Origin of the sequence: Microbacterium sp. ZW T5_45, from assembly GCF_044987415.1 — a bacterium.
Classification (GTDB): Bacteria; Actinomycetota; Actinomycetes; order Actinomycetales; family Microbacteriaceae; genus Microbacterium.
Genome location: NZ_JBJDRJ010000058.1, coordinates 1 through 15,758, shown reverse-complemented (window position 1 = coordinate 15,758; position 15,758 = coordinate 1). Strand labels below are relative to the sequence as shown.

Annotated in this window: 14 protein-coding genes; 6 read left to right on the top strand and 8 right to left on the bottom strand. The window is 70.1% G+C overall.

Annotated features, from left to right (window positions below; translation table 11 throughout):
• Positions 1-26: 26 nt before the first annotated feature.
• Both ACI3KS_RS18580 and ACI3KS_RS18575 read right to left on the bottom strand, forming a co-directional pair.
• Positions 27-1,325, bottom strand: a complete 1,299-nt coding sequence (locus ACI3KS_RS18580; RefSeq protein ID WP_404920025.1) for an O-antigen ligase family protein — start codon at positions 1,323-1,325, stop codon at positions 27-29.
• A complete protein-coding gene (locus ACI3KS_RS18575; protein WP_404920024.1) occupies positions 1,322-2,737 on the bottom strand; it encodes an O-antigen ligase family protein in 1,416 nt (471 codons plus the stop codon). The genes ACI3KS_RS18580 and ACI3KS_RS18575 overlap by 4 nt, the downstream gene beginning before the upstream one ends.
• Positions 2,738-2,818: 81 nt before the next feature.
• On the opposite strand from ACI3KS_RS18575, the gene manA reads away from it, so the two are divergent.
• From manA to ACI3KS_RS18555, 4 genes are all read left to right on the top strand, one after another.
• Positions 2,819-3,934: a mannose-6-phosphate isomerase, class I gene (gene manA, locus ACI3KS_RS18570; protein ID WP_404920023.1), complete on the top strand. Its 1,116-nt coding sequence runs from the start codon at positions 2,819-2,821 to the stop codon at positions 3,932-3,934.
• A gap of 145 nt (positions 3,935-4,079) precedes the next feature.
• Complete coding sequence (locus tag ACI3KS_RS18565) at positions 4,080-4,397, top strand: WhiB family transcriptional regulator (RefSeq protein ID WP_404920022.1); 318 nt, start codon at positions 4,080-4,082, stop codon at positions 4,395-4,397.
• 95 nt (positions 4,398-4,492) lie between these two features.
• Positions 4,493-7,582 carry a glycosyltransferase family 2 protein gene (locus ACI3KS_RS18560; protein WP_404920021.1) on the top strand — a complete coding sequence of 1,030 codons (3,090 nt, stop codon included), beginning with the start codon at positions 4,493-4,495 and terminating at the stop codon, positions 7,580-7,582.
• On the top strand, positions 7,579-8,961 hold the full coding sequence (locus ACI3KS_RS18555; RefSeq protein WP_404920020.1) for a DUF5719 family protein: 1,383 nt from the start codon (positions 7,579-7,581) through the stop codon (positions 8,959-8,961). Before ACI3KS_RS18560 ends, ACI3KS_RS18555 begins: the two co-directional genes overlap by 4 nt.
• A 19-nt stretch (positions 8,962-8,980) precedes the next feature.
• Here ACI3KS_RS18555 and ACI3KS_RS18550 read toward each other — a convergent pair whose 3' ends face one another.
• The gene (locus ACI3KS_RS18550) at positions 8,981-9,409 is read right to left on the bottom strand and encodes a hypothetical protein (RefSeq protein ID WP_404920019.1); all 429 of its coding nucleotides are present in this window, start codon (positions 9,407-9,409) and stop codon (positions 8,981-8,983) included.
• Between the two features lie 78 nt (positions 9,410-9,487).
• Between ACI3KS_RS18550 and ACI3KS_RS18545 the strand changes: the two genes are divergently transcribed.
• Positions 9,488-9,694 (top strand): DUF3499 family protein, encoded by a 207-nt coding sequence (locus ACI3KS_RS18545; RefSeq protein ID WP_404920018.1) that lies wholly within the window; start codon positions 9,488-9,490, stop codon positions 9,692-9,694.
• 18 nt (positions 9,695-9,712) lie between these two features.
• On the opposite strand, the gene ACI3KS_RS18540 is transcribed toward ACI3KS_RS18545, so the two are convergent.
• Positions 9,713-10,522, bottom strand: coding sequence for an RDD family protein (locus ACI3KS_RS18540; RefSeq protein WP_404920017.1), 810 nt, complete (start codon positions 10,520-10,522; stop codon positions 9,713-9,715).
• Positions 10,523-10,538: 16 nt separating this feature from the next.
• Here ACI3KS_RS18540 and ACI3KS_RS18535 point away from each other — a divergent pair, with 16 nt between their 5' ends.
• Entirely contained in the window at positions 10,539-11,531 is a 993-nt protein-coding gene (locus ACI3KS_RS18535; RefSeq protein ID WP_404920016.1) for a stage II sporulation protein M, read from the top strand.
• Positions 11,532-11,543: 12 nt separating this feature from the next.
• Here the strand turns inward: ACI3KS_RS18535 and ACI3KS_RS18530 are convergent, their stop codons facing one another.
• The 4 genes from ACI3KS_RS18530 to ACI3KS_RS18515 form a co-directional block, all read right to left on the bottom strand.
• A complete protein-coding gene (locus tag ACI3KS_RS18530; RefSeq protein WP_404920015.1) occupies positions 11,544-12,851 on the bottom strand; it encodes a DUF58 domain-containing protein in 1,308 nt (435 codons plus the stop codon).
• Positions 12,852-13,775 (bottom strand): AAA family ATPase, encoded by a 924-nt coding sequence (locus ACI3KS_RS18525; protein WP_404920026.1) that lies wholly within the window; start codon positions 13,773-13,775, stop codon positions 12,852-12,854.
• 75 nt (positions 13,776-13,850) lie between these two features.
• A complete protein-coding gene (locus ACI3KS_RS18520; protein WP_404920014.1) occupies positions 13,851-15,041 on the bottom strand; it encodes a DUF4350 domain-containing protein in 1,191 nt (396 codons plus the stop codon).
• Complete coding sequence (locus ACI3KS_RS18515) at positions 15,038-15,679, bottom strand: DUF4129 domain-containing protein (protein ID WP_404920013.1); 642 nt, start codon at positions 15,677-15,679, stop codon at positions 15,038-15,040. The genes ACI3KS_RS18520 and ACI3KS_RS18515 overlap by 4 nt, the downstream gene beginning before the upstream one ends.
• Between the last annotated feature and the right edge of the window lie 79 nt (positions 15,680-15,758).

Below are 15,758 nucleotides of genomic sequence, written 5' to 3'. Positions count from 1 at the left end.
CGCCCCGATTCCCCTGAAGCCCCCGCTCAGCGCTCCGCGTGCAACGTCGGGATCACCCCGGTGTTCGCGGCGTCGATGTTCTCGCGCCACGAGCGCGACTGCCCGGCCCGCAGTGCGCACAGCACGAGCATGAACCAGCCGGCGCCGACGATCGTGAAGCTCTCGAACATCGACTCGACGGCGAGCGCGACCAGCATCAGCGGCGTCCATGCGTAGACGATCGAGCGGCGTGCGCTCGCGACGAGCCACGAGCGCACGATCGCCACGCCGCCGAGCAGCAGGAAGAGCACGAGCCCTGCGGCTCCCAGCTGCAGCAGCACATCGAAGTACGCGTTCAGGGCGCTCGCGTGGTGCTCGTCGAGCTTGAAGTTGATGTTCCAGAACGGATACTCAGCCGGCCGCCACGCGCCGAACCAGCCCCATCCCTGTACCGGATGCAGCGGCGTGTAGTCGAGGATCATGTTCCACAGCGACCCGCGCATCGAGAAGTCCGAACCCGCGTCCAGCAGCCGGATGATCGCGTGTCGCAGTGAGAACGCTGCGATCAGTGCCATGGTCACCAGGGCCGCGAGCACGCCCTGCACGAGACCACGCCTCTCCGCGGGCGTGTGCCGCACGATCGTGAGTGCGACCGCGGTCACTCCGACGCACACCGCGAGGACGATCACGGTCGGAGACGACGACAGCACTGCGAGCAGCGCGGCGAGCGAGATCGACGGGATCGCCAACCGTGCCGACACCGACTGGGATCTCCACTCGATCACGAACGTGATCAGCGCGATCACGACGACGAAGCCGAGCATGTTGCGGCTGCCGAACATGCCCTGCACCGGTCCGCCGACCGCGAGATTCCCCTGGATGCCGAGAAAGCGGAACGGGATGTCGAAGAGGATGCCCGAGAGGATCTCGAGCACGAGAGAGACCACGAGCAGCGCCCGTAGCGTGTCTCCCAGCGCACGGACCGTCTGCAGGGTGTCACGGAGATGGCCGACGGCGATCGCGAGGAACCCGTAGCCGACCAGGGCGAGCCAGCCGGCGACCGTGTCGCCCTTGTCGGTCGTCCACACCAGGCTCACGAGTGCCCAGGTCAGGAAGATCAGCAGCGAGGTGGGCGCGAGACGCAGCAGCGAGAGTTCCTCGCGGCGCACCCAGAGGATCGCCGCGCCCACCACGCAGAGCAGCCCGATGATCGTCGCGAGCGTCACCTGTGACGACATCCGAGCGATCGCGTACGACGAGAAGACGGCGGCGAGCACGGTCACCGCGTAGGCACGCGCCATCTCCGCCGAACCCAGCAGGCGACGGATGCCGTGCTCAGCGATCACGGGACCCGCCGCGGCGGACGGCCGTTCTCGATCACCTGTTCGCGCTCTCCCACTCCGATCAGCGGAGTCGACTTGAGCTTGAACGACAGCAGGATCAACAGCAGCCAGCCCCAGAGCATGATCGGGGTCGACTCGGTGAGACCCTGCACGAGCAGCACCACGGTGAACAGCACGGGCAGCAGGCTGAGCGGCGAGAACTCGCGGTCGCCCCGCAGGTCCCAGCGCGGACGATCGACCGCGAAGAACCAGGAGCGCCAGAGCAGGCTGCCGTAGGCGATCGCCATGGCGACGACTCCGACGGCGCCGAGCTGCATGAGCACGTCGAGCCACATGTTGTGCGCGTGGAACACCGTGATGCCGTGATCTTCGATCCACCGGTCGAACGCGGGATCCGTGGGGACCCACGGACTGGAGAACCCGTTGCCGAAGATCGGATGCTCGGCGGCGCGCTCGAGCACTTTCGCCCAGATCTTGTCGGAGCGACCGGTGAGGTCGGACTCTCGGCCGACGAGCGCGAACAGCTGTGCCTGGAAGACCCAGAACGCGACCGCCGCGAGCGCCCCGCCGCCGAGGAAGAGCGCGTAGAGACCCCGACGGCTGCGCGGGGCCTCGGCCCGACGCATCAGCAGGGCTGCCGCGAGGACGACAGCCGCGGCCGCCGCGCACACGAGCACGGTGGCTGAGGAGGTCCGGTACAGGAAGTAGGCGGCCAGCAGCATCCACAGCGCCAGGGTCGTGCGCCAGCGCGCCCGCGCCGCGAAGAGCACGCCGAAGGTCAGCAGGGCGAACAGGCTGATGATGCCGAGCACGTTCGCGTTGCCGACGATGCCCTGGATCCGCCCGCCGTCGAACAGATTGTCCCGCACCCAGTACCACTGCGCGTCGACCTTCCCCTCGGGGCGATCGAAGAAGTTCGGCAGCAGCGGTCCGCGGATCACGAGCGACACCCACAGTTCGAGTGCGAGAGACAGCCCGAGGATCCACTTGAACGCCGAGGCGAGCGCCCGCACGATCTCGCGCCACGTGAGGACATGCGCGACGAACAGCCCCGTCACGGTCACGGTCGCCAGAAGCAGCCAGGTGATGATGGTGGCGCTGCGCCACTGCGACCACGCGAGGGAGAGGAGGGCGAGGGCGGTGTATCCCACCGCTGCCCAGGGCAGCCGCCGCCAGGCGAAGGGCTGGGGATGACTCCTCGCGAGCAGCGGGACGCCGATCCCCAGCGTCGCGAGCAGGAAGACGCCGATCACGGCGGCGGCGCCGTCCTCGCCGAGCAGGTTGTAGACAGCGGAGTGCGCGAACACGAGGAACAGCACGAGGATCACGTATCCGCGCAGCAGCAGATGCCCCGTCGACTCGCGCGGCGGCGCGGTGGGCGGGGCGGCGACCGGATGCTTCGTGTACTGCGCCATCGGGTTCAGGCTACCGCGCGCAGGGATCGTCGCACCTGAACGTGCGAGGATCGACCGCAGCCGCACCTCTACGCTGGGGACATGCTGATCCGCCTGACGAACACCCCCCGCGACTACGCCTGGGGATCCCGTTCTCTCCTGGCCGCGCTCGAGGGCAGGGAGCCGTCCACGGCTCCCGAGGCCGAGGTCTGGTTCGGGGATCACCCGGGCGACCCGGCCGATGTCGACGGTGGCGGCACTCTCGACGCGGTGACCGGGGGAGAGCTCCCGTACCTGCTGAAGCTGCTCGCGGCGGCATCGCCGCTGTCCATCCAGGTGCACCCGACCGTCGCCCAGGCGCAGGCCGGATGGGAGCGCGAGGCACCGCTCGCGATGGACGACCCCGACCGCAGCTACCGCGACGCGAACCACAAGCCCGAACTGATCGTGGCGCTCAGCGATCGTTTCGAGTCGTTGAGCGGGCTGCGTCCGGTCGCTGACACGCTCCGGCTCCTCGACGCCCTCGATGCCGGCGCGGTGGCGTCGCTGCGGGAGCACCTGCAGGGTGAGGGCGACGTGCTGCGATCGACGATCGGCTGGCTGCTCTCGGGCGAGGCCGAGATCGCACCGATCATCGACGCGGTGCGTGCTGCGGCATCCGCTCCGGGGGAGTGGCGCGAGACGCTGCAGGCCGTCGCACGCATCGCCGACGCCTATCCGGGCGATCCCGGCGTCATCGTCGCGCTCCTGATGAATTACATCGTGCTCAGCCGTGGCGAGGGCGTATTCCTGCGGGCGGGACTCCTGCACGCCTACATCGCGGGGCTGGGTGTCGAGATCATGGCGGCGAGCGACAACGTGCTGCGCGGCGGTCTCACGCCTAAGCGCATCGATGTGCCTGAGCTCCTCGCCGTGCTCGACGCGACCCCGGGCGAGGTCCCGATCCTGCGCCCCGACACGGCCGGTGCGGTCACCGAGTACCCGGTGGACGTGCCGGACTTCGCCCTGCGACGCGTCTCGCTCGCGGGCGAGGACTTCCCCGTCGCGATCGACGGGCCCACCATGGTGCTCGCGACCGCCGGTGCGGTCGCTGCGACGGGGGCCGACGGTGCGGAACGCTCGATCCCGGTGGGCGCCGCCCTGTTCGCCTCGGCGGATGAGGACAGGATCGTCCTCCGCGGTGAGGGAGAGGTCTTCCTCGCGACCCCGGGGCGCTGATCGCGACACGCCGAGAACCGGTCAAGAACATTCAACAGGGTATTGAGGGTTTACGATCCCCGACTTGACCGAACCGAATCACACGGGTGTAATTAGGTGTGCACGGCCCGCCGGGGGGCGGATACGAAGGGTTGGAGGGAGAGACATGACGGGTTATCGCTCAGACGTACCCGAGAACTGGTTCGTCGATCCGGTCAACCTCGGAGTCCCTGGTGTTCGACGGGCGGATGCCGACGAGGAGAACACTCTCGGCTGGCAGAGCGACGCGCTCTGCGCGCAGACCGACCCCGAAGCCTTCTTCCCGGAGAAGGGCGGGTCCACGCGTGACGCAAAGCGCATCTGCACCTCGTGCGAAGTCCGTGGCGAGTGCCTCGAATACGCGCTGAACAACGACGAGCGCTTCGGCATCTGGGGCGGACTCTCCGAGCGCGAACGCCGCAAGCTCAAGCGCCAAGCCGGCTGAGGCTCGAACAGCGACGCTCCGGACGGCACCGCTTCGCGGCCACGCCGTCGGGCTTGACCGGATCGCCGCACGCACGCGCTTAGGCTGACCACGTCATGCCAGCCCGAGTTCACGCCATCATCGTCGCGCGCCCCGGATCCACGGCCCGTGCTCACCTGCTCCGCACCCTCGAAGCCCTGCGCTCGCAGTCGACCCCGCTCGCAGCGATCACCCTCGTCATGTGCGGCGACGCCTCCAGCGCGCGCGCGAGCGAGATCGTGGCCGGATCCGTCGAAGGCATCATCGAGACGCGCAGCGGCACCTCGTTCGCCGATGCGGTGGAACTCGCACGGCCGCGTGTCCTCGAGAACACCGCCGTCTGGATCCTCGCCCACGACACCGCCCCGCACCCGCGCGCCCTCGAGCGGCTGGTCGGCAGCCTCGAGCGCTCACCGTCCGCGGCGATCGTCGCCCCCAAACTTGTCGCGATGGACGACGACCGTGAGATCGTCTCGCTCGGAGTGAGCATGACCTCACTGGGGCGCTCGGTCGAGCTCGCCGCGGGTGAGCTCGACCAGGGACAGCACGATGGGCGCGACGAAGCGCTCGGTGCCGACATCCGCGGGCTGCTGATCCGTGGAGAGGTACGTGACGCTCTGCGCCCTGATCCCGCCCTCCTCGGTGCGGACCAGGGGCTCGACCTCGGGGTCCGTGCACGTCTGGGCGGTGGTCGAGTCGTCCTCACTCCTTCCGCCCGCGTGTCCGTGACCGACGATGGTCCTGCGGCTCTCCCGCACGGCCGCGCGAAGCGCGCGTACATCACCCGCGTGGCGCAGCTGCATCGCCGACTCGCGTACGCCGCCGCGATCGTGCTGCCGCTGCACTGGCTGACGCTGCTGCCGCTCGCGCTCTGGCGGTCCATCACCCACCTGGTCGGCAAGCGTCCGGAGGCCGTGCTCCCCGAATGGGGTGCAGCGTTGACCGCGATGTTCCGTTTCGGGGCGATCCGCCGCTCTCGCCGAGCGATCCGGTCCTTCCGCACCGGCAGCTGGGCGAGCATCGCACCTCTGCGCGTGTCACGCGCGGAACTGCGTCGCCGCCTCGACGACGGCCACGGCAGTGAACGCGGTGCGGTCAGCGAACTGCACTTCTTCGGAGGCGGTGGAGCATGGGCCGTGCTCGGCGCCCTCGTCGTCAGCGTCGCGAGCTTCACCAGCCTCCTGGCCTGGCCGGCGCTCGGCGGAGGTGCCCTGCTGCCGCTGCGCTCGACCGTCGCTGCTCTGTGGGACGATGCGACATGGGGGCTGCGGGGCGTCGGCGTAGACCTCGTCGGACCCGCGGACCCGTTCGCCGCGGTCGTCGCGGTGCTCGGCTCGCTCTGGCCAGGGGGGCCCTCGTTCTCGCTGGTCCTGCTCTGGATCCTCGCTCTTCCGCTCGCCGTCCTCGGAGGCTGGTTCGCCGCGACGCGGGTCACCGACCGCTCCGGTCTCCGCATCTTCGCCGGTATCGTCTGGGCACTCGCCCCCACGTTCCTCGTCGCTCTCGTCGACGGCCGCCCCACCGGTGTGCTCGTGCATCTGCTGCTGCCGTGGTTGTTCCACTCCGCCGTCGTCGCGCACCGCTCATGGGGAGCGGCTGGTGCGGCATCCGTCGTGTTCGCCGCGGTCACGGCGTGCTCGCCGTCGTTGGTGCCCGCGCTCCTCGTGCTGTGGGTCGTGGCGATCATCATCACCCTCGCCGGACGCCGGGTCCGCGGCGCTGCCCGCCTGCTGTGGATCCCCATCCCCGCCATCGCGATGTTCGCGCCGCTCGTCATCCGCCACCTCCGCACCGGTGATCTCCTCTCGCTGCTCGGCGACCCCGGGGCCGTCTGGGCCGGACCGCGGGCCGCGGCTGATGCCGCTGGTCGTCTCGCGCTCGCCACCGGCTTCCCCTCCACCGACTTCGCGGGATGGACCGCTCTGACCGGCGTCGAGCTCGGTTCGTGGGCCGGCGTGCTGCTCGCCCCGCTGGCGTTGCTGGCCCTGCTCGCGGCCGTCGCGCCGCGCTGGCGTGCGGGCATCACCCTGCTGCTCGTCGGAGCCGCAGGTCTCGCCACCGCGTTCCTCGCCGTGGGAGTCTTCGTGTCGTTCGCGCAGGGGGCCCCTGTCGCGATCTGGCCCGGAGCGGGACTCAGCCTCGCCTGGATCGGTCTCGTGGGGGCCGCGCTCGTGACCCTCGACACGATGCTCACCGCGCCGCGGGTGCGCACGATCGCCGCCCTGGCGGCCTCGGTCGCCCTCGTGGTGTGCGCCGCCCCCGCACTCCTGGCGTTCCACACCGATCGTTCCGTCCTCACCGATGGGCCGACGTCCACGCTGCCGGCTCTCGTCGTCGCCCAGGCGGGCAGCGAGCATCCCGTGGGAACGCTCGTGCTCACGCCCCAGAACGACGGCGGGCTCTCGGCCGAGGTCGTCTGGGGAGCGAGTGAGACTCTCGGAGCCCAATCGACGCTGCTCTCGACGGCGACGGACATCGTCGGCACCGACATCACCGCGCTCTCCGTGGACCTCATCTCCGCCCGTGATTTCGACGCCGTCGATGAACTCACCGCGCTCGGCATCCGGAACATCCTGCTCGCCGAGGTGCACGACGAGGGGGACCGTGCCAGGAACCTGCGCACGTCGGCTGTGACCTCTCTCAATCAGCGCGCGGGATTCGTGCAGGCGGGGACCACGAGCCGCGGTGAGCTCTGGAGCATCGACGACGAGATCACGCGGGCTGCGCCCGCGGCGGCCGTGCGTGCGACCGGGCACCTCGTCGCCACCGTGCAGCTCGTGGTCGTCTTCGCCGCGCTGCTGCTCGCGATCCCGACACGCGCGTCGCGCCGGGCCGCGCGTGCACGCTCTCGGATCGTCGGCCGCGCCCCGGACGAGCCCCTCGTCCTCCCGCGTCACGCCGAAGAGGTCGATCTCGAGCGCGATGAGCTCGCGGCGCTGACGAGCGAGGAGACGTCGGATGCCGCAGATGTGCCGGATGCCACGCAAGCGCCGGATCCTGCCGGGCCGGAATCGCCGAGTACCTCGGAGGTGGAGCCCGAAACGGACGCGGGGAGCACCGCGACCGAGAACACGGGTACCGCCTCAGACACGGGTACCGCCTCAGCGGAGACGACGACGGAGCCGTCGGACGATCCGCGTCCGGAAGCGACGGAGGACCAGCGATGAGCGACAAGCGTGGCGTCAGGGCAGCGACGACCGGAGTCAGGATGCTCGTCGGGGCGCTCGTGGCTGCGGCCTGCGTGGTCGGGACCGTCCTCGCCGTGAGCGCTCCGCTTCCCGGAGTCATGCATGAGCCCGCACAGGCCGAGGTGACCCCGCTCCCCGGAGACACGGTTCTCGTCTGCAATGGCGACGCACGAGCGATCGGACGCGACTCGGCGAACCCTCTGCAGCAGACGTCCGCCGGCTCTCCTCAGTTCACGACCGGCAGCATCGGCGCAGAACCGGAGACGACCCTGCTGTCGGCAGGCGACCTGGCGGATGCCGGTGAGGTGCGGCGCCTCACTGGAGCGCCCGACGATCGCACCGCGCCCCTGATCGCGGCAACCGAGTCCGTGACGCTGACGGCGGACGACCTCACAGGCTTCGCCGCCCTGCCGTGCCGCGAGGCGGCGACGGAGTCGTGGCTGGTCGGCGGCACCGTCGAGACCGGTTCCTCCGACCTCGTCGTTCTGACCAACCCCGGCGCCGTTCCGTCGTCGGTGACTCTGACGTCGTACAGCGACACCCCCGGCACGACCACGAAGGTCGTCCCCGCCGGCGGTCAGATCGTCGTGCCGCTGGCCTCTGTGGCGGCGGGCGCGACCGCGCCGGTGGTGCACGTGGAGGCCACCGGATCACCCGTGCGCGCGGTGCTCCAGACCAGCCTCGTGCGCACACTGGACCCGGTCGGGGTCGACCTCGTCGACGCCGTCGCCGCCCCCCAGCGTCATCCCGTGATCCCCGCCGTGCAGATCGTCCAGGACGACGGCGATGGGGCTTCATCGGCCGTGCTGCGCCTCATGGCGCCCCGTGACGACGCCAGGGCCACAGTGACCGTCCGCGAGATCGGATCCTCCGCTGTCGCGTCCACCTTCGACGTCGAGCTCGAGCAGGGCTTCCCTGTCGAAGTCGGCTTCTCATCCCTCGACCCCGGCATGTACAGCGTGGAGGTCGATGCCGACGTCGCCGTGCTCGCGGCTGTCAGGGAGCAGGACGGCGGTGGTCCCGGCAGCGACTTCGCGTGGGCGACCCCTGCGCCGGAGTTCACCGACGAGGTTCTCGTCGCCGTGCCGGCAGGGCCCGCGGCGGCGCTCTACCTGACGAACGACGAGGACACGGACGCGACCGTGACGATCGAGGCGACCGATGGGGGAGATCCCGAGCAGGTGACCGTGCCCGCCGGGTCTTCGCTCGAGGTCGACGTCGATCCGCAGACGGTCTACACGCTCACCACGTCGAGTGCGGTGCATGCGGCCGTCACGATGAGTGCGAAGGGCGCCCTCGCAGCATGGCCGGTGTGGCCGCCGGCCAGCGGCGAGAACAGCATCGTCGTCTATCCCTGAACGCCGCCGGTGACGGGGATCAGTGGTCGTGACCGAGATCCCAGGGCTCACGGCCGACGTATTCGGCTGCTGCTCGGAAGACGGCTCCTTCGATGGCCATTCGGCGATGCGCCGCGTCGTCGTGTCCCGGCGGCAGAAGCCGCTCGATCGGCAGTCGGAACAGCACGATGCGCCGATTCTCGCGATCGAGATACCAGCGCGGCACCTCGTCACCCGTCTCGCGCATCGGCATCGCACCGATCTCGAAGCGCACGTCCTCGAGCTCGGTCCAGGTTCCCCGGAGGAACTCCACGGCCGTACCGACGGCCAGATCGAATCTGTCGATCCGTCCGTCGAGGGGAGCGAGGGGCGGCCGGACGACGTCGCTGCGACCCAGCCTGCCGTGGCGGCCGTGCCGGGCTCCGCGCCGCGGAGCAGCGGAGGCGCGAGCGGCGCGACGTCGATGCATGGGAAAAGTCTAGGACGTCTGGAGCATGCGGCGCGGCATCCGCTTCGCACCGCGGTGCGGTCGTAGCCTGACGGGGATATGGACGAACGACTCTGCTCGAAGGTCGGCTGCGCGCGTGAGGCCGTGGCGACGTTGACGTACGACTATCACGACCAGATGGCCGCCCTCGGTCCTCTCGCATGGGAGCGCCATCCGCACGCGCATGACCTCTGTGCGCTGCACACCGAACGGCTGTCGATGCCGGCGGGCTGGCTCGTGATCCGTCACGAGGCGCTGCGCGCCTGAGGCGTCACCTCTCGGTGTTCACACGCCGACGCGGCGGCCGGTGAGTAGGGCCGTTCGGTCGTCTGCCTTCTCGAGCGCGCGGCGTTCGCGCTCCCGACGCAGGACGCTGATGCCAGCGAGAACGAGCTCGGCCGGCGCATCGGGCATCGGCGACACGAACGGGGTCGCCTCTGCGAGGAGTTCGCGAGCGACGCGTTCGCGAGCCGCAGGAACCATGTTCGGTGCGCTCTGCAGGAATTGCGAGATACGTCGGGCGAGGCGGTCGGGAAGGCGGGCGACGTCGGCGATCTGCGCCCAGCCCCCCAGCGCCGGCGGCAGCACAGGGACGCGGGGCACGAGCCGCGGCGTACGGACGCGCTGGCTGTAGGTGCCGGCGACGAGATCACCGAGTCGCTGCGACCGGGGAGCGAAGACGCCCGTGATCACCGCCACGGATCCGAGCGTGATGTAGATCTCGAGGACGCCGAGCATCGCCCGGATGAAGGAGTGCCGGAAGCCGATGGCACCACCGTCCGCCCTGACGATGCGTCCGCCGACGGCGAGCTTGCCCAGGCTGCGTCCCTTGAGCGCGACCTCCACCGTCAGCGGAAGCACGAGGAAGCTCACGACCGGGGCCACGATCGTCAGGATGCGGAACGTCGCCTCGGACAACAGTCCGTTCGAGCTCAGCCAGAGCGCCATGAAGACGAGCAGTCCGTAGACGACGAGGCCGACGACCATGTCGATCAGCGATCCCGCCGCACGGAGCATGAACCCGAGCGGCAGAGCGTCGATCGCCACAGCCTCGCCGGAGAGCAGCTCTTCGGACTCATCGATCGGCGCGGACATGAGTACAGTAAATCAGGTGGATGCTGATGCGCTGACGGATGCGCGCCGCGCCGAGTGGGAGCGGCTCGACGAGCTGAGTCGAGCCAGTCTCGATGGCGCGGGCGTCGATGAGTTGATCGTCCGCTATCGCGCGGCGTCCGCCGATCTCGCCGACCTGAAGACCTCGGTCGGCGACTCCCCGCAGGGCGCCTATCTGTCGACGATCCTGATCCGGTCGCGACTGCGGCTCACCGGCGCGTCGGACAACGTGCTGACGGTCTTCCTGCGCTTCTTCACGCTGCAGCTCCCCGCCGCGCTCTATCGGCTGCGCTGGACGACGCTCGTGATCGCCGTGGTGTTCCTCGCGATCGCCTTCGGCACCGCGTTCTGGATCTCGAGCGATCCGGAGCTGGTCGCGACGCTCGGCCCGCCGGACATGCTCCAGCAGTACGCCGATGAGTCCTTCACCGGGTACTACACCGAGAACCCGGCGGCGGAGTTCATGGGAATGGTGTGGTTCAACAACGCCTGGCTCGCCATGCAGTGCGTGATGTTCGGAGTGACCGGCGTCTGGCCGGTGTTCACCATGATCAACAATGCGATCTCGGTCGGCCAGGCCGGTGGGATCATGATCGCCCATGGCCAGGGCGAGGTGATGCTGCTCTACATCCTCCCGCACGGTCTGCTCGAGCTCACCTGCCTGTTCGTCGCTGCGGCTGCCGGGTTGCACCTCTTCTGGTCGTGGGTCGCGCCCGGACAGCGCACCAGGGGCGAATCGCTCGCCGCCCAGGGGCGGGCGCTCGCCACCGTCGCGATCGGCCTGATCTTCGCGCTCTGCCTCGCAGGTCTCGTCGAGGGCTTCGTGACAGGATGGTCGCTGCCGTGGCCGATCAAGATCGGCATCGGGGCAGCCGCGCTGGCGGTGTTCCTCATCTACATGCTCGTGGTCGGACGCCGGGCGTCTCAGCGCGGCGAGAGCGGCGACCTCGTGGAGTACGAGGCCGGCACTCCGCGCCTGCTCGCCGGCTGAGAGTCGCGGAACTCAGAGTCGTCCGGCGGCCTTGAGCTCGAGATAGCGGTCGGCGATCTTCGGGGGCAGAGCTTCGGGATCGGCAGCGATCGCTTCACCGCCGGCCCGGCGGATGGCATCCGCCACGTTCTCGGCATCCCGCATCGTGCGCTCGGCGGCCGCGGCCAGGTAGACGTCCTCACGGGAGTCGTGCCGACGTGCGAGGTCGGCGATCCCGTCATCCGTGACCGAACCCACCAGGATCGTCGTCGATCGCGACGCGTCGGGGAACGCGCCGAGAAAGCTCCTCGCCGACTCCGCGGCGTCCTGCGCGGTCAGCACGACGATCAGCGACGGACGCGTCGTGAGGCTGCGCACGGCCGCGAATGCACTCGTCCAGTCGGTGGCCAGCAGCCGGGCGTGCACGGGAGCCATCGCGTCGGTGAGCGCCGGGAGCAGCGAATTGCCCTCGACTCCCGTCACTCGGGCACGGACGACTCGATCGAACATCAGCAGGTGCACGTGATCGCCTGCGCGTGCGGCGAGGGCGGCGAGCAGCAGGGTCGCCTCGAGGGCGGCATCCACGCGCGTGCCGTCGCCGACACGCGCGGCCGCGGTGCGTCCGGTGTCGATGAGGATGACGACGTGCCGGTCGCGCTCCGGGCGCCAGGTGCGCAGCATCGTGGTGCCCGCCCGCGCGGTGGCGCGCCAATCGATGGAGCGCACGTCGTCGCCGCGCACGTACTCGCGCAGCGAGTCGAACTCGGTGCCCTGCCCGCGCACCTGGATGCTCGTGTTGCCGTCGAGTTCGCGCAGCCGGGCGAGACGCGACGGCAGATGCTTGCGCGAGGAGAACGCCGGCAGCACGCGGATCGCACCGGCGACACGGTGCTTCGCCTGTCGTCCCGCGATGCCCAGCGGGCCCTGCGACCGGATCATCACGAACTCGTTCCGCAGCTCGCCGCGACGGCGGGGACGCAGCGGAATCTCCACACGACGGCGCTCCCCGGGAGGAATCGTGGCCCGCGGTCGCACGCCGTCGGCGCCTGCGGTGGGTGGCCAGGCGTCGCGGATGAGGGCGTGCAGAGTGCGTCCGCCGGTGTTCTGCAGGGCCACGCTCACCGTGATCGACTCGCCGATACGGGCCCGTGCGGGTACGCGGCGGGTCACGGTCACGGCCGCGGGGTCGGCGGCGAGGGCCGCGTCGACGGCGACGAGTGCCATGCACAGGGCGGCCCAGATCCCCAGCGCCGCGTACCCCGAGAAGCCCGCGAGACCGGCGAGCACCAGTGGGACGACCCCGACGCCGACCGCGATGGCGAGACGACCGGTGACGAACACTTAGATCGGCACCCTGGTCTGCTGCACGACCGAGGTCAGCACGGCATCGGCCGTGACGCCCTCCATCTGCGCATCAGGTCGCAGCTGCAGACGGTGACGCCACACGGGGACGAGCATGGTCTGGATGTGATCCGGCGTCACGGCGGACGAATCGTTCAGCCATGCCCACGCCTTCGCCGCAGCCAGCAGCCCGGTCGAGGCACGGGGGCTGGCACCGAGTTCGACGGATGGGGACTGGCGAGTGGCTCTGGCGAGATCGACGACGTAGCCGAGCACGTCGTCGGTCACTTCCACGCGCGCCGCGGCGGCCTGCGCCGCACGGATCTCCTCGGCGGTGACCGCGGCCTCGACACCGGTGAGCTCGCGAGGGGAGAACCCGGAGGCATGCTTGCGCAGCACCGCGACCTCGGAGTCACGTTCGGGCATGCCCACCACGAGCTTCATGAGGAACCGGTCGAGCTGGGCCTCGGGCAGCGAATACGTGCCCTCGTGCTCGATCGGGTTCTGCGTCGCAGCGACGAGGAACGGATCGGGGAGCGGGCGGCTGACGCCATCTGCGGACACCTGCCGCTCCTCCATCGCTTCGAGCAGGGCGGCCTGCGTCTTCGGGGGTGTCCTGTTGATCTCATCCGCGAGCAGGATGTTGGTGAACACGGGCCCCGCACGGAAGTCGAACTCTCCGGTACGGGCGTCGTAGACGAGGGACCCGGTGACGTCACCGGGCATCAGATCGGGCGTGAACTGCACGCGCTTCGTGTCGAGACCCAGGGCCCGAGCGAACGAGCGGACCACGAGGGTCTTGGCGACCCCGGGTACGCCTTCGAGCAGCACATGCCCGCGCGCCAGGAGCGAGACGAGCAGCCCTGTCACCGTTCCCGCCTGGCCGACGACGGCCTTGTCGACCTCTCCGCGTACCCGGTGCATGGCGGCGCGCAATTGGCCGTCGGTGAAGTTCTCAGATGTCACGTGCGGTCTCGACTTCCGTGTGGATGGCGTGGGTCATGATTCTCTGCCGGGGGTGGGCGCGGAGCGTTCGACGGCCGTCTCCAACTCGCCGAGCTGACGAGCCATGGCGATCAGGACGGAGTCGTCCGAGGGGAGCGGCCCGTCCAGGAGCACCTGCAGGCTGCCCCGCGGAACACGCAATCGGTCGGCGGCGGCATCCGCGATCTCGTCGCCGGAGGCATTCACCGCAAGGCCGAGCCGTCGCGCGAGGCGTCGACGACTGCCGTCGCGCAACGCCTGCGCCGCATGCGAGGAGTCCGCGGCCTTGGCCGTGAGCCGGGCACGGCCGTGCATCGTCTCGGACGCGCGCACCGTGACGGGCAGCGTCTCGGCGACGAGCGGCCCGAATCGCTGGCCGCGCCAGAGCGCTGCGGCACCCCCGGCGAGGATCAGGAGGAGGATCGCGGGTGTGACCCAGGGCGGAGTCAGATCGCCGAGCGCATCCGCGGTCACCGCGTCGATGTCGGTGTCGTCGAAGGACGGCACATACCAGGCCACTTTCCCGGTCTGGCCCAGAAGCGCGACGGCGAGCGCCGCATTGCCGTTCTCAGTGAGAGACGAATTGCTGAACAGGCGGATGCCGTCGACGACCGAGACCCGCGTGCCGCTCTGCTCTGAGACGAGAACGGCAGTGGAGTCGCTCTGTCCGAAGCATCCCTCCACCCCGTCATCCGGCAGGAAGCCGCGGTCGGCGCGGATCGTGCCCACCTCCGCGAACTCCGGGACGTCGCAGCGTGCTGCACCCGGTGCCGGTGCGACGGGCGCGGGTGATCCGAGACCGAGGTGCTCGAGAAGGTGAGCGCTCGCCGAGAGGAAGACCACACGGTCGGCCTTTTCGAGCAGCCGATCCAGGGCGTCGTCGGTGAGCGTGGCCGGATTCGTCAGCACCAGCGTGGTGTCGTCGTCGAGTGCGGCTCGCGCCTGTTCGCGCGAGCGGTAGACCTCGATGTCGACGCCCTGGTCGCGGAGCACTTCGGCGATCGCCCTCGATCCCGTGTCGCCGACGCTCTCGGGATCGAGGGCCCCGGTAACCGGGGTCGACACCGTGAACTGGCCCGCGATGAACGTCCCGAGCGCGAGGATCGCGGCGACGACGACCCAGCCGCCGATCTTCATCAGGCGGGCTCTGCGAGCGGGGCGCTCGGCGGTGGATGCCGGGATCACCGTTTCTGCGACATCCGTCATACCGGAACCGCCGCGAGGCGCAGCGCGCGCAGCCGATCGTCGGTCGCGGCCAGGGTCTGATAGCTCTCCTGCGTCGCCGGATGCCGGAGGTACCGGACGTCGTCGAACGACACGGCGGCCGAGCGCACGGCCGCCGTCTCGGCGGCGAAGACGGCACCGACATCGCGCGCGATCGACTGCGCGGTGGCTCCGGGAGCGGGATCGATCAGATCACGCTCCATGAGGTCTCGAGCGAGTGCGCGGAAGCGCAGCACAGTGGCGTCGTCCCAGTCGCCCGCGCCAGCACTGCGTTCGGCATCCGCTCGCAGCTGCGCAGCGGTCCGGTCGTCGTCGGCACCCAGGAGTCCTGTCATCGGTCGGTGGACGGCGTGGCGGGCGCGCGGGCGGCCCCAGACGATCAGCGCCACGACGAGGGCGGCGACGATGATCGCACAGACGACGATCAGCCCACCCGGGCCGAGACCCCCCGCCGCGTTGCCGTTGAAGAGGTCGCCGATGAATCGAAGGACGTCGCGTGCGAACAGGTCGAACCACGTCGGCTTCGCATCCGCGTACTTGGGGTCCGCCAGCTCCTGTTCGGCCCACTTCCTGACCTCGTCGCCGTCCGGCACGACCACGTCGTCGAAGCGGAGGGTCATGCGGGCCCGTCTCCCGCCCCGGGGGCGGCCCAGCCGGAGGCGGACGGCGGTACCGGGGGCGTGGCGGGCGGTGCAGCAG